Below are 14,162 nucleotides of genomic sequence, written 5' to 3'. Positions count from 1 at the left end.
GGTTCACTCCCCTACCTTAAATAGAAATGCGGTCATGACTGACGGCGAGGGCATCTGAAAGTTGCTCTTGAGCAGGATTTTCATCTCGGCCAAACCCTGAATGGAGGCGTAAAAATAGACGGCCATCTCTTTTGCATCTCCCAAGCGGAACTCTCCAAGCTGCTGCCCCTTACGAATGAGCTGAGCCGTTGCATCAAGCAATCTGGCATTGACCTGGAGAATCTCCTCATGCAATTGGGAGTCCGTGCCTGCACTTGCGAACAGCGCTTGATTGATTAAGATCAGCAAATTGGCAAGCTCCTCCCCGTTCGACAGGTCGGTGTAAACTTCATCGATAAACCGGGCAATTAACTGCTTAGGGGATTGATCCGACTCGAATGAACGAATATTGCGTTTCAACCCTTCGACTGCATAGCCGACCAATTCGTTAAGCAACTGATCCTTTGTCCTGTAATGCCGATACAGTAACCCGATGCTAATGCCAGCCGTATCCGCGATGTCTTGAACACTCGTCGAGCCGTATCCTTGATGAACAAACAGCTGCATCGCCGCTGAACGGATCTTGTCTCTGGTGGCATTCCGCATTTCTTCATACTGCTCTTTGGTACGTGGCAAAATCATAACTCCTTTTTTTGAGTGAGTTTTTACTCATTATAAAAAAGTTGAGCTGGAATTTCAACCCAACGAGTAAAAATAATCGTACTGCGAGGCCACCCTTTGCAATTCCGCTATCATATAACTTGATAATGACATAGCAAAAGACCCAAGTTCTTGTCGATATGTCAACTGTACATGAACTTGGGTTTTCATCTAAATATAGAACTATATTAGAACAAACGCGGCTATGAACATAACGTCTGGTCATCGTTTTGCAGATATCAATCAAGCGAACGCTGATGTTTTCGCCGGCTCAACTCCGCCTCCCGTTGGTATCAACGATACCAAGCTTGCTCATGCCCCTCCCTGCTTGCGGAGTTTGAGCGCATGCACCCCGACGATCAAGAGCCATGCGATGTCGGCAATAATCAAGAATCGTCCGAACAGACCTGCCAGAATATCAGGACCAAACCGGCCGTCTTGAGGGATTTGCAGGACGAATGCGAGCATGGCGACGAGCGCAATCCCGGTGCTAACGAGCAGCCGTTTACGAACGGGTCTCCATGGTTTGCTACGAGTTAACGCCAGGCTTAGCAGCAGAGCCGCGACCGGCGTATAATCGAGCATGGCGCCAATGGAATGCATCTTTCCGCTGAACGTTGCAGCCTCCGGGCTCACGGATATCGGATCGGTGACGAATACGGCCGCGATCAAGACGCCAGCCGCGCTTATAGCAAGGATAGCGAGCCCAATGTATCCCGTTATGGAGCGAATTTGCGGGAAAATTGAAATTGCAACGCCAATCTGTGCAGCAGCCAACAATCCAAATGCGACTTGCATGAGCCATCCAACGCTGCCAAGCGCATATTCGCTAATAAAACGCCATGTAGGATCGAACTCCGGCTCCAGCACATGAAGACTGGCAAGAATAAGGACGAACAACGTTCCACATAATACCGATCCGAAGGCGAATTTGGAAGCATTCGCAGATACCGGTTTTACTGTAACTAGCAGTTTAGCCATTTGTCATCCCCCCAACAGCCGCAATTCTCCTCATCGACGATTCATATCCGCCACCACCTGGATAGGTCCATGCGCCCGTATTCGTATTCCCGTCTGAACTGAATGCTCCCTTGAAGTAAGTATTCGAGCCTTTCTCGCCGGCCCAAATGATTAGCGTGTCCCCTTCCATTTCGTAAACATAATCGAATGTGTTGCCCATCGTATCATAATACCGTGATTTGATGTCATGGCTAGGTTCTTCGCCAAATGGCTTTAAATGCCCGATAATCTCAATGCCTTTCACTTCTTGTCCATGCTGCATAAGCTGAACGCGTTGTATCAAGAAATATCCGCCTTCCATCCATTCATAGGTTACGGTGCCTTCTGCCCCTCCGCTGATTTGCCATGTACCGACTAAACGATCCAGCGATTGAAGATCAGTCACTTTTCATTCTCCTTTCATTGTTTAATTGGTTATTTCTTATGATTGATCTTTCTTCTTATCGGCGATCATCCTTTTTAGGTAATTGTCCAGTTGGTCAAGCCGCTCGTTCCAGATGGTTCGATGGTTCTGCAGGTAGCTTGCGGCAAAACTGTTGATAGCCGTCATAAGTCATCCTCCTTTTAGATACTCGAGCAATATCCCTCGGAAAAGGCGAGACCCTCTTCCCGCAGATATGGGTAGAATCCAGCCAATCTCCTAAGATCTGGAGAGGTCTGGCATCGTGTCTGCAGGTTCGCTGTCTGCTCATGCACCCAATATACACTTATACGTATATACATGTCAATGTATATAATTGATTTTCCAAAAATAATTGTTTCTAGTTCAAACTGCATGTAGGAACTCTTCCTTGAAAAAAAACGGAACTTCTTAACTGGAGCTGGAATTCGTTTGATTTGTCCAAGCTTTGTTTATGAACGACGGTAATTTGGCTGGATCACAACAAAAAAATAAACCACAGATGTAATCATCCGTGGTTTACTTCCAGATAAAAGCTTTCGGCGTTAGGATCTGCGAATCTGAATCTTCAAGAGAGATTGCTCCCGGAGATTGGGTCGCAAGGCTTCAATGCTTCAAGTTGCTCATGCCAGGTTTATGCTTCGAATCGAGTCCATATTCACTTTCGGCTTGCGCTCGATTGTCAGTAAGCCGTTCACTTCCTGCTGCACGTCCGTAATTTGCGTATAGCAGAATCCGCACACGTAAGGCAAGCTTTTTATCGCCTGCGTTATGCCTTCGTAACGCTTCAAAAATTCCTCATCGCTGCGAACCTGATTTCCGTAGCCCCAGCCCTCTTCGCTTGTAAAGGCGATGCCGCCGTATTCGCTGATAATGACAGGCTGACCGCGATAGCCATAGCCCTGCGCAAATGGGTATCGATGCTTGTTATGCGCGAACGCATTGCCTAAGAGTGCGTCTTTGTCCCGATAACGCTCTTCCAGCATGGCGCCCAGCTCTTCATAGTCGTGGAGCGTAATAATATCCGATACCGTATGCTCCCATCCGTCGTTCACAATCACCGGCCGCATTTGATCGAATGCCTTGGTCAGATGATAAATCGACTCCGTAAACTGCTGCTGCATGCGATCGGTAAAGATCTCGGATATTCCCCATGACTCGTTAAACGGTACCCAGGTAATAATGGAAGGATGGTTATAATACTGCCGAACGATTGCCATCCATTCATTCGTGAAGCGTTCTACGGCATCGTCGCCGAATTCGTAGGTTGACGGCATTTCCGACCAGACCAGAAGACCTTTGCGGTCGCACCAGTATAAATAACGGGGATCCTCCAGCTTCTGATGCTTGCGCACACCGTTAAAACCGAGCGCAAGCGTTTTGTCGATGTCTTCCAGCAGCGCTTCCTCCGATGGAGGCGTCAGATGCGTCTCGCTCCAATACCCTTGGTCCAGCAGCAGCCGCTGATAAAGCGGCGTATGATTCAGCAAGATTTGATCTCCTACGATCCGGATGCTTCGCATGCCGAAATAGGAATAGACGGTGTCGATCGGTTGCCCGTCTTGCTTAAGAATCATCTCGACGTCGTATAAGTTCGGATGATCCGGGTGCCAAGGCTTGATCTTCCATTCACCCGCCGCTTCGTTCACGACACTGACGTCGACCGTTACCGTACTGCGTTCGACGCTCGTTTCCGAAGATCGGATCAGCTTTCCGTCAAACCGGACGATCGTCTGAAGGGTTACTCCGTCGTAACGAAGCCCTGTATTCCCCAATTCATAACAGAAGTTCGCCGCCCCCCGTTCCAGGTCCGGCGTAATTTTCACCCTGCGGATATGGACCGGGTTCACGTATTCCATCCACACGGTCTGCCAAATGCCGGTGGTTTGCACGTACCAGCAGCCAAAGCTGTCCTTCATCCAGCGCTGCTTGCCGCGCGGCTGCATGCAGCTGTTGCTGTCCATAGCTCGAACGGTAATTCTGTTCTCCCGGCCAAGCTCGACCGCTTCGGTAATATCGAACGAAAATGCGGCATATCCTCCCTCATGCGTGCCGATCCTCCTGCCATTGACCCATAGAGTCGCCGCGTAATCGACGGCTTGAAAATGCAGCAGGATCCGCTTTCCCGCTGCCTCATTAGGAACGGTAACCGACCGCTCATACCACACGCAAGGATGGAATGTTTCGTCTCCTATGCCGCTGGCCTTCGTTTCAAATGTGAAGGGGACCGTAATTTTGCGGTCAGCATCTAATCGTTCGAACCACTTGCCGCTTTCCCCCTCCAATGCATCGTCGAACCGAAAATCCCATTCCCCGTTCAGATTTTCCCATTCTTCACGTACCAATTGCGGTCTGGGATAGTCCTTAATATACTTGTGCGAGCTTGACATTCTGTTCCACTCTCCATCTTCTGTTAGTTTATGTTTCTATTTCACAGCTATGGACTCTACCGTGATGTCCCCGAGCTCGATCTGCTCCGCATGAACCGACCGAATGCCCACTCTCCCCTGCATGAAAGCCCGCGGATCCTCGTACGTCAGAACCGGGTCTTTCCCGTCCTGCGCATAAACTCGGATTTCGCCGCGAACCGCCTCAATGCTTAAGCTTGCTAGCTCATTAGGCTCCAGCGAAATTTTCACGCTTTGCAGAAGCTCGGAATCGTAATTATGTTTGTACAGCTCAAGCTTCGTGGCGCTGACGGCAAGGAAATATCCCATCAACGAATCGCTCACTTGATCCCGGAAATCCGACTCGTTCGTCACCCGGAAGAGCACCCCCGCCTGACCGGACGGGTCAACGCCAAGCTTTACGGTCGTACGGATGCGATAGTCGGTCCACTGAGGACTTCCTCCATACATCTTGGCATCGGAATCGGCTGTGCCGGCATACCTTCCATCCGTTTCAACCCACTGGCCATGAATATCCTCGGCGCTTGCTTGTTCCAGAACACCCTCGACTTTGAACTTTTCTTCATTGACCCGTTCAAGATCCATCGTTGTCCACTCCAGCGTTTGGCCGCTGTTCAATTGAATGGTAAGGCTACGAAACCCCTTTTCGAGCTTCAGCGACCCGACCCGGATTTTCACCCAAGGCTCGCTGCCGGAGTGATCGCTGCCATCGACTTTATAGCTTCCGGCTACCTTATCGTCCACAAGAACCTTGATGGCCGATGGATGCGCGCCGGACTTGACCGTCAGGTCCAGCCCATACGTGCCGGATTCGGAGACGTTCACCGCGTAGCGCAGCCAGTCGCCTTTTTCCGTCAGTGCGGCCGCATAGCTCCCATCCTCTGCGAGCTTGATTGCCGTTCCGTCCGAACGGCGCCATTCACTGGAAGCTGAGGGGTGCCGGACCGAAAAGCCCCTGCCTTCGCCGCTTAAATAATGAACGGCCTCGATGCTGCCAGGAAGCGGCTTAGCCGTATCAAAGTCGCTGGTGCCGGAAGCGTGATTCGAGAACGCCGTATACGAAAGGCCCGGTTCGCCTTCCTCGTACAGATATCCGATTTTGCCTGGGCCGAACGAGTCCGCCGATTCATCCAGCCTCAGCATGCCGTCCAGATAAACCCGGAGCCGATCTTCTCCACGCTCGACACGAATGGTGTGCAGCTTAGACCAATCCATGTCTTGAGGGATCTTCGTCTCGGCAAGCACCTGACGCCTTCCGTCCACCACTGTCCCCAAGGAAATCGCGTTGTCCTTCGGCTCAATTTCGGCGAATCCGTATTGATTCGCATCCTCATAGGCAAACAATGCGGCAGCGCGCGCCTGAGACGGTACCAAATTATATTCAGCCGTAAAGATTGGACCCGTGCTCTCCTTGCTGATGATTCGACCGCTCCCTGCTGTTTCTTTAGCCTCCCACAATGCTTCGTCGATGTCAGCTCCATCCAGTCTGTCGGCAAAGACCGGCCCTCTCGGAACAGGCTGTTCGTAGTTCGTCGGTCCGAGAAGCTCCATCCTGTCTCCATTGAAGACCAGCCTATCGATGTTCATACGGCGGACAGGCGGGCCTTCCTGGGATCTTCCCGTAAGGTTATGGTATACGAGATAATATGAATCCAGGTCGGGACCAAGGACGGTTGAGCTGTGGCCGAGTCCGTAGAAGTCCGGCTTGGTGCTGATGACGAGCGGGTTGTTGACCGGAACGGTATACGGACCAAGCGGCGAATCATGGGACACGGCATAGTTAATGCGATAACCTTTACTGAATACGTGATTGCCGGTATAGGTCATATAATAGGTTCCGTTACGTTTAATGATCATGGACCCTTCGGTCCAGTGGCCTAAGTATGGGCCCGGAATCGTTTGGCCTACCCCGAAATCGGCAGGACCGTTCATGGGAACGCCAACAATGCCCGAGGAGCCTGCATGCGTAAACAGCCAGGTTCCGTCATCGTCGATGAACACCGAGCCGTCGATGCTCATGCCGACATTCTCGGAGATTCGTTCGAACGGGCCTGTCGGCGATTCGCTCCGGAACACGAAGTGACCTCTGCCTGCCGGAGAAGTATAAAGATAGAACCAGCCGTTCCAGTAAATGACTTCCGGCGCATAGGCGCCGGTCGAGACAGGATCTTCGGTCACCAGCCCCGCATACCGCCAATCGACCAGATTATCCGACATCCACGCCTTGATTCCCGTCCGGTGATCCTTCGTGCTGACATACAGATAATAGCGCCCGTCATGCCGCAGCACGTATGGATCTCCGTTGCCGTAATCCTCCCATTCTTCCTCTAAGGATGGAAAAGGATTGGCATACGTTTGGTTCTTGTAAATTTCCATATCGACCGCCTCCGGTTTCGTGATTGTACTGCAACCCGACATTGCCAATCCGGCCGCTAATCCTAATGCTCCAAGGGATCTGGCGATCTTCCGCAGGTGCGGTATGCTTATCGGCATACGCCTCACCCCTTGATTCCGCTGATCGCCATCGATTCGATAAAGTATCGCTGGCAGAAAAAGAATACGATGATCACCGGCACCATCGCGATGATGGCGGCGGCCATGATCATCGGATAGTCCGACTGACCGATGTACATGGCCTGCATGGAAGCGATCAGCACCTGGATCGTTTGCTTCTCGGGCGTATGCAAGTAAATCAGCGGGCCGAGGAAATCGTTCCAAATGCCCATAAAGCTCAGGGCTGCTTGAGCCGCCAGCGCTGGCTTCATGATCGGCAGCGCGATCTTGAAGAAGATTCCAGGAAAGCTGGAGCCGTCGATCTTCGCCGCTTCGATCAACTCCGTCGGCATCGCGCTCTGCAGATACTGCCGTATGAAGAAGATGACGACGATGTTTCCGAACAGGCCGGGTATGATGAGCGGCAGCAGCGTATCTACCCAATCCAGCCTGGAAAAACCGATATATTGCGGAATCATGACAACGGAATAAGGAATCATCATCGTTCCGAGCAAACCGAGGAACAGCACCCCTTTATATGGAAACTCAAATTTCCCGAATGCATACGCCGACATGGCGGATACCAGCATGCCGACCGTCAGGACGATTACGACGATGATCAAGCTGTTCATAAACCCGTTAAGCAAAGGCGACTCCTGCCACACCATCGCGTAGTTGCCAAACGTAAACGGATCGGGGATCCACTGCGGAGGAATTTCAAATACGTTTCGTCGATCCTTAAGTGAAGTCGATATGGTCCAAAGGAACGGCGCGACCATAAACACCGAGCCGAACAGTAACAGCAGCAGCGACCAGAGGTCGGTCCATCTTTCCCGTCTCACGATAATCCCCCCTAGTCCTGATAAACCCATCGATTGGAAAGCTTGAATTGAATCAGCGTGACGATGAAAATCAAAATACCCAGCACCCATGCAACCGCACTCGCATATCCCATGTTGAAATACTCGAACGCATGCTGGAATATGTAATAGACGACCGTAGCGCCGCTATATTCCGGTCCGCCGTCGACCGCCAGCACATAGATTTGGCTGAACGACTGGAACGCCCCGATGATACCCATAACGATGACGAAAAAATGAATCGGCGTAAGCAGCGGGATCGTAATTCGCGTCAGCTTATGCCATGCTCCGGCGCCGTCGATTTCCGCAGCTTCGTAATACGTTGATGAGATCGACTGCAGTCCCGCTAAGTACAGCACCATGTTCCCCCCGATGCCGCTCCACAGACCGATCAGGATCAGCGAAGGCTTCACCCACTCGGGTTTGCCCAGCCAGTTAGGCCCGGTTATCCCGAACACCTCCCACAGGAAGTTGTTGAGCAGCCCGTAATCCTGGTTCAAAATCCACTGCCACAGCAGCGATACCGCTATAATCGGCGAGATGACCGGCAGATAATAGATCGTGCGCATGAACGAGATGCCCGCGATTTTGCGGTTCATCAAGATCGCCAGCAGCAGCGACAGCACCATGCCGATCGGTATGCCGATCATCAAATACACGGTGTTATACAGAGATTTGAACACCTTTTCGTCGGCCAGAAGATCCTTATAATTAGCGAATCCCATCCACTGCGGATCGGACAGCATATCCCATTTATGAAAGCTAATATAGATCGAGAACAAGATCGGCACGAGGCCGAACAAAAGAAATCCGAGGACCGGCGGAGCGACGAACAGATACAGCCAAGCCAGTTCCTTTCTGCGATAGCCGCTGAGCAGCTTCGTTCCCATATTCATTCCACCTTCGCCTGTATTCCTTATGACAGGGCGTTGTTCATATAGCGGGGAGCGCCGGCAACAGCAGCCGGCCGCCCCCTTGCGCCATTATTTATTTCCCTTGTCGTACAGCTCCTGCATCTTCGGCTGGATTTCAGCCGTGAAGTCCTTGGCCGACATATCGCCGTTCCATACCTTGCTCGCGTTCTGATTAAATGCATCCATCCATTGCGTATCCTTCGAGAAGGCTATCACGTCCGGACGACCGTAATCTTGGATAATATCCAGAAATACTTGACGTGTTTGCGGCCCTTTATCCATTTCCATAAACTCGCCTTCGGCCATGTCGATCAGGTTGGGAACCGCTTGCCCGAGCTGGTAGTTTTCGCGCTGTCCTTGCTCATCCAACGACAGGAACGCCGCCAAATCGAACGCTTCCTGAGGGTGCTTGGATTTCGCCGATACGGCAAATCCCATCGAACCGAGCCAGGTCGCCGTTTGTCCCGTGTTCGGGCTTGCCGGCCATGCCGCAATATCCCAATTGAACGGCAGCTCCCAGAATGCCGGCTGATCCCAAGGACCCATCGCAAACATGGCCAGCTGTCCGTTAATAAAGCGGGTGTAAGCATTCATTGCTTGCTCAGCTTCCTGATTCGGGCTGACCTTATGCTTCAGATTCAGGTCGGCTACGAATTGCATCGCCTCATAAAACGCAGGCTCATTTACTTTCACGGTACCGGTGTCGTAATCGATGTACTCGCCGCCGTTGGCCCAAACCGCGGACTCCAGGCTGTATGCGCCAACCCCGTACTGCTCCGGCTTTCCGTCGCCGTTGTTGTCAACCGTCAGCTTCTTGGCTGCTTCGAGCATGTCGTCCCATGTCCACTCTCCGGCTGTTGCGGATGGATACGCCACGCCCGCTTGATCGAACAAATCCTTATTGTAGACAAATGCCCACGGGCCAACATCCTTCGGCAGTCCGTACAAGTCTCCGGTACCGACCTTGCTTCCGTCGAAGCGGTAACGGTCCATCGCCTGCTTCCATACGTTGTCTGGTTTAAACAACGTCGTCTGGTCCAGATAGGATTGAATATTGAGGAGCGTTCCGGCTTCTGCAAACCGATAGAATTCGGGCCCGCCGACGTAGAATACATCAGGCACCTTGCCGGAGCTGATCAGCGTTGTCATCTTCTGCGAGTACTCGCCCGGAGGCACCGATGTATATTTGACGGTGACATGCGGGTACTTCTCCTCGAAGGAAGCGATCAGCTTTTCGAAAATTTTCTTTTCGTTCGGATTGCCATGGCCCATAAACTCGATCGTCACGGGCTCCTTTTTGTCCGTCCCGGCGGCAGCCTCATTGCTTGGCGCCGAGCTGTCCGGGTTGTTGGAGGAAGCTCCGCCGTTTGGACCGCTTCCGCCTCCGCTGCAAGCGGATAACGCAAACATCAGTAACAGCATGATCATACCTGCAAATTTGCTCTTCGATTTCATGCGATTCCCCTCTTCTTCAAGGTATATTGTAAGCGCTTTACGAAGTCATAATAACTTATAACAATATACTTTTATATACTCAATTTATTATAAAATTGAAGAGATTGAATACTTCGCATAAGAATCGCTTTATTCCTTTACAAGCTGGACCGGCACAACGATTCTTCTAGCCTCAAAGGCCCCTTCAATCTGCTCGGTCAGCAGCTCGATGGTCAGCCTGCACATCTCCTCCTCGTTTTGCCGAATATACGGAACGTTCGGCAGATCCGGCGGATCGAACGTAATCAGCTCCAGATCGTCAGGCACCCGTCGACGTGAGGCGACAGCGGCTCTATAAACATTTCTGCACAGCTCCGTATTGGCTGTGATGACCCCGGTGATAGCGGGACTGCCGTCCAAAAAATCCTGAATGTGTTCGACGGATTGACCCGAAGCTATCTCATCCAACGGAAGGAGACACCATAAGCTTTTGTCGATCGACAATCCGCGCTCAAGGAAAGCCTGCTCAAACCCTTGCGCTCTCTCGTCCGTTACGGTATTCGTAATTTCCGGCGAGATGAAAGCGATGGACGAATGGCCTTTGTTCAGCAGATACGCGACGGCTTCCCTCGTGCCGTTAATGTTATCCGAGCTTACGCTGTACGTCTTGATCTCCTTCAAGAACCGGTCAATCAGGACAAACGGGAATCGATCCAGCGAAAGCCTCAGTATCGAATCGTTATATGTCTCGTTTTCAACCGGAAAAATGATCATGCCGTCCACTCCCTGCTTCAGAAAGGACGAAATGACTTTGGACTCCTCAAGCTGCGACTCGCGCGTAATTCTCAGCATCACTTCATACCCTGCGGCAGTGGCGTATTTTTCAATGTTATCCAGAAAGCGCTGGTCCACTTTGGTTTTCATCGTCGGCAGCACCAGCCCGATCCGGCCGCTTCTGCCTGCTCCCGCCGTCCACTCGCCCAACTGATCGAGCGCGGCAGCGTTCTCCGGCCTGCTCATGACAAAGGTCCCTTTCCCTTGAATCCGGACGAGCAGCCCTTCCTCCATCAGTCCGACCAGCGCGTTTTTGCTTGTAATTTGACTGACGCGGTACCGCTCGGACAGCTCCTTCTCCGAAGGGACCCGGTCACCTTCCCGCAGCTTGCCGATGGCGATCAGCCGCTTGATGTCTTCCTGAATTTTTTTGTACAGCGGCAAGGATTTCAATGCACATCACAACCTTTATAATTTAAATAGTATAATTAGTATATTAATATAACATAACTTTGTTTTTGTAAATGAAAAAAAGCACCCCCAAGAGTGGGTGCTTGATTATTTATATTTAATGGTCAGCCCTCCCCCTCCTAACTGCTCAGCTTCCAAGGATGGGGTCTGCGATGATCTAATGTGCCAAGGATGCTCACGAAACGGCATCGATTTGTTGTTCCTCTTGATCGGGCCGTTCATAACGATATAAATACCGGGACAGCACGCCATGCTTCGGCGACAGCAGGAAGCTTACAAGAAAGACGATCCCGGTCGCGAAAGCCATCGATCCCGAAATGGACGTGTCCAGCCATACGGCGACGTAATAGCCCGCGAAGGCAGAAATCACACCGAAGGCGCCGCTGAGCACCAGCATAATGGACAGCTTATCTGTCCATAGATATGCCGCTGCAGCAGGAGTAATGAGCATGGCGACGACCATAATCGCCCCGACGGCATCAAACGAGGCAACGGTTGTGATCGACACCATCGACATAAACACATAATGCAAGAGCACAACCGGTATGCCGATGCTGGCGGCTAAGGCCGGGTCGAAGGAGGTGATTTTCCATTCCTTGTAGAAGGCCAGGATGACCACCAGCACGACCAGCAGCACGGCAGCCAGCATGAAGGTTGCCTTAGGCACTTCGCCAAGAAGCGGTACATTCATGACCTCCCAGGGCACGAACGCAATCTCGCCCATCAGCGCGTGCTTGGTGTCCAAGTGGGCATTGCCGACCTGGGTAGCAATCAGAATGACGCCGATGGCAAACAATGTCGTAAACACCACTCCGATCGAGGCATCCTGCTGAACCCCCCGGGAATGAAACCACTGTACGAGGAGGGCCGTTAGAAGGCCGGTAATGATCGCCCCGATCAGCATATGAGGTCCGTTTAATTCCCGCGTAATCAGAAAGGCGGTTACAATACCGAGCAGCACGGTATGACTAATGGCATCGGCCATCATGGCCATTCTTCGCAATATGAGAAACACCCCGACAATGCCGCAGGACAAACCGACCAACGAAGCAGTAAGCAATATCCAGCCCGTATATGTCATCGTTTACTCCCCCTCCCTGATGGCCGGAACCTTGGTCCAGCTTGAGCTTGGATCCTCCACCTGCTTCTTCTTCTCGGATCGCAGCTGGAGTGCCTGAATCAGCAGCCCTTTCTCCGAGCCGAACACGAGCGACACGGTGAATAATACCGAGGAGGCTATCACGATAAACGGGCCCGTCGGCCAGCCTTTGCCGAGCGTGCTGATCAAGGTTCCGATCAGACCGGAGCCACCGCCGAAAATCGCGGACAGGATCACCATCGTTCTGAACGATTGCGTCCAGTACCTTGCGCTAACAGCCGGTATGATCAGCATTGCCGCCATCAGGATGACACCTACGGCCTGAATGCCGATTACGATCACGAGGACGAGGACCGCCATGTAGATCGCGTTCATCCATCGGCTGCTTAGTCCGAGCCCGCGGGCAAAGTCCGGATCGAACAAAAACAGCTTCCATTCCTTGAAAGCGACCGTCACGATCACGATGACCAACAGGGCTAGGGCAAGCATGGTAAAGACGTCTTTACGGACCATGGACGCGGCCTGACCGAAAATAAAATTATCCAGTCCGCTCTGGTTGCCTCCAGCCGTACGATTGACGATCGTGAGCAGCATGATTCCGAGTCCGAAAAATACGGACAGGATCATGCCCATCGCCGTATCCTCCTTGATCCGGCTGGAGGAGCGGATCCATCCGATTAACCAAGCGCCGATCAACGCGCTGACCGCGGCTCCGATGATCATGAACAGCAGATTTTTGGTACCGGTCAGCGCGAAAGCCACAACCACGCCCGGAAGGGCAGCATGCGAAAGCGCGTCACTCATGAGGCTTTGTTTCTTCCAATACGCAAGACAGCCGATCATGCCGGCCGCCATGCCCAAAATCAAGGTACTGAGCAGCACCCATTGTGTATTTGGAGACAGCAATGAATTCAACACATGTTACGCCTCCTTCATGAAGCGAAGGGAACCGCCATAGGCCCGGTATACGTTGTCCTTGGTGAACGCGTCCTCCGTCTTCCCGTGGGCAACGACGGTACGGTTAAGGAGCAGAACGTGATCGAAGTAATCCTCGACCGTCTGCAAATCGTGGTGGACAACCATCACGGTTTTTCCCGACATTTTCAAATTTTTCAGCGTGGTCATAATCGCACGTTCCGTCGCAGCGTCCACTCCGGCCAGCGGCTCATCCATGAAATACAGATCGGCGTCCTGCACAAGAGCCCTTGCCAAAAACACGCGCTGCTGCTGTCCCCCGGACAGCTGGCTGATCTGCCGATCCGCAAAATCGGCCATGCCCATCTGCGCAAGGGACGCCATCGCCTTCTCTTTATGGCTCTTGTTCGGCCATTTCAACCACCCGACGCGCCCGTAGAGTCCCATCATGACAACGTCGAGCGCATTGGTTGGAAAATCCCAATCCACCGATCCGCGTTGAGGCACGTAGCCGACTCTCGTCTTGGTCTGACTCAGCGTTGATCCGAAGAACGATACGTCTCCCGAGAGCTTCGGATGAAGCTCCAGCATCACTTTAAGGAGCGTGGATTTGCCGGCCCCGTTGGGACCGACAATGCTGGTTAACGAACCTTGCTCCACCTCGAACGAAACATCATGAAGCACCTTATTTTTACGATAGGATGCATGCAAGCCTTGAACTTTCAGCACACTCAT

At 52.2% G+C, this 14,162-nt stretch carries 13 protein-coding genes; all 13 read right to left on the bottom strand.

The features are described 5' to 3' along the window. Nucleotides 1–3: 3 nt before the first annotated feature. A complete protein-coding gene (locus J2Z18_RS13390) occupies nucleotides 4–615 on the bottom strand; it encodes a TetR/AcrR family transcriptional regulator (protein WP_007128259.1) in 612 nt (203 codons plus the stop codon). Between the two features lie 336 nt (nucleotides 616–951). Beyond that, nucleotides 952–1,620 carry a DUF998 domain-containing protein gene (locus J2Z18_RS13385; protein ID WP_007128260.1) on the bottom strand — a complete coding sequence of 223 codons (669 nt, stop codon included), beginning with the start codon at nucleotides 1,618–1,620 and terminating at the stop codon, nucleotides 952–954. Beyond that, nucleotides 1,613–2,044 (bottom strand): hypothetical protein, encoded by a 432-nt coding sequence (locus J2Z18_RS13380; RefSeq protein WP_007128261.1) that lies wholly within the window; start codon nucleotides 2,042–2,044, stop codon nucleotides 1,613–1,615. Before J2Z18_RS13380 ends, J2Z18_RS13385 begins: the two co-directional genes overlap by 8 nt. A 36-nt stretch (nucleotides 2,045–2,080) precedes the next feature. Then, nucleotides 2,081–2,209 (bottom strand): hypothetical protein, encoded by a 129-nt coding sequence (locus J2Z18_RS30785; RefSeq protein ID WP_007128262.1) that lies wholly within the window; start codon nucleotides 2,207–2,209, stop codon nucleotides 2,081–2,083. 473 nt (nucleotides 2,210–2,682) lie between these two features. Beyond that, on the bottom strand, nucleotides 2,683–4,449 hold the full coding sequence (locus J2Z18_RS13375; protein WP_007128263.1) for a glycoside hydrolase family 2 protein: 1,767 nt from the start codon (nucleotides 4,447–4,449) through the stop codon (nucleotides 2,683–2,685). A 36-nt stretch (nucleotides 4,450–4,485) separates the two neighbouring features. Beyond that, a complete protein-coding gene (locus J2Z18_RS13370) occupies nucleotides 4,486–6,960 on the bottom strand; it encodes a family 43 glycosylhydrolase (RefSeq protein ID WP_232239310.1) in 2,475 nt (824 codons plus the stop codon). Between the two features lie 5 nt (nucleotides 6,961–6,965). Continuing rightward, complete coding sequence (locus J2Z18_RS13365) at nucleotides 6,966–7,832, bottom strand: carbohydrate ABC transporter permease (RefSeq protein ID WP_245255990.1); 867 nt, start codon at nucleotides 7,830–7,832, stop codon at nucleotides 6,966–6,968. After that, nucleotides 7,814–8,710 (bottom strand): carbohydrate ABC transporter permease, encoded by an 897-nt coding sequence (locus J2Z18_RS13360; RefSeq protein ID WP_028405137.1) that lies wholly within the window; start codon nucleotides 8,708–8,710, stop codon nucleotides 7,814–7,816. Before J2Z18_RS13360 ends, J2Z18_RS13365 begins: the two co-directional genes overlap by 19 nt. Before the next feature lie 93 nt (nucleotides 8,711–8,803). Further along, nucleotides 8,804–10,189 carry an ABC transporter substrate-binding protein gene (locus tag J2Z18_RS13355; RefSeq protein ID WP_007128267.1) on the bottom strand — a complete coding sequence of 462 codons (1,386 nt, stop codon included), beginning with the start codon at nucleotides 10,187–10,189 and terminating at the stop codon, nucleotides 8,804–8,806. 129 nt (nucleotides 10,190–10,318) lie between these two features. Then, nucleotides 10,319–11,395, bottom strand: a complete 1,077-nt coding sequence (locus J2Z18_RS13350; protein WP_007128268.1) for a GntR family transcriptional regulator — start codon at nucleotides 11,393–11,395, stop codon at nucleotides 10,319–10,321. 193 nt (nucleotides 11,396–11,588) lie between these two features. Then, a complete protein-coding gene (locus J2Z18_RS13345; protein ID WP_007128269.1) occupies nucleotides 11,589–12,494 on the bottom strand; it encodes a metal ABC transporter permease in 906 nt (301 codons plus the stop codon). Between the two features lie 3 nt (nucleotides 12,495–12,497). Then, nucleotides 12,498–13,430, bottom strand: coding sequence for a metal ABC transporter permease (locus J2Z18_RS13340; protein WP_007128270.1), 933 nt, complete (start codon nucleotides 13,428–13,430; stop codon nucleotides 12,498–12,500). A gap of 3 nt (nucleotides 13,431–13,433) precedes the next feature. After that, nucleotides 13,434–14,162, bottom strand: a complete 729-nt coding sequence (locus J2Z18_RS13335) for a metal ABC transporter ATP-binding protein (RefSeq protein ID WP_007128271.1) — start codon at nucleotides 14,160–14,162, stop codon at nucleotides 13,434–13,436.

This window comes from Paenibacillus lactis (assembly GCF_017873605.1).
Classification (GTDB): Bacteria; Bacillota; Bacilli; order Paenibacillales; family Paenibacillaceae; genus Paenibacillus_AQ; species Paenibacillus_AQ lactis.
Note: the sequence above shows the minus strand (reverse complement) of the source record. Positions and strands in the feature narration are given on the sequence as shown.

Bases quoted from the DNA above. Each gene is read 5' to 3' on its own strand.
- J2Z18_RS13355 (WP_007128267.1), bottom strand. From the start codon at position 10,189: ATGAAATCGAAGAGCAAATTTGCAGGTATGATCATGCTGTTACTGATG.
- J2Z18_RS30785 (WP_007128262.1), bottom strand. From the start codon at position 2,209: ATGACGGCTATCAACAGTTTTGCCGCAAGCTACCTGCAGAACCATCGA.
- J2Z18_RS13385 (WP_007128260.1), bottom strand. From the start codon at position 1,620: ATGGCTAAACTGCTAGTTACAGTAAAACCGGTATCTGCGAATGCTTCC.
- J2Z18_RS13335 (WP_007128271.1), bottom strand. From the start codon at position 14,162: ATGAGTGTGCTGAAAGTTCAAGGCTTGCATGCATCCTATCGTAAAAAT.
- J2Z18_RS13375 (WP_007128263.1), bottom strand. From the start codon at position 4,449: ATGTCAAGCTCGCACAAGTATATTAAGGACTATCCCAGACCGCAATTG.
- J2Z18_RS13345 (WP_007128269.1), bottom strand. From the start codon at position 12,494: ATGACATATACGGGCTGGATATTGCTTACTGCTTCGTTGGTCGGTTTG.
- J2Z18_RS13360 (WP_028405137.1), bottom strand. From the start codon at position 8,710: ATGGGAACGAAGCTGCTCAGCGGCTATCGCAGAAAGGAACTGGCTTGG.
- J2Z18_RS13365 (WP_245255990.1), bottom strand. From the start codon at position 7,832: ATGGGTTTATCAGGACTAGGGGGGATTATCGTGAGACGGGAAAGATGG.
- J2Z18_RS13370 (WP_232239310.1), bottom strand. From the start codon at position 6,960: ATGCCGATAAGCATACCGCACCTGCGGAAGATCGCCAGATCCCTTGGA.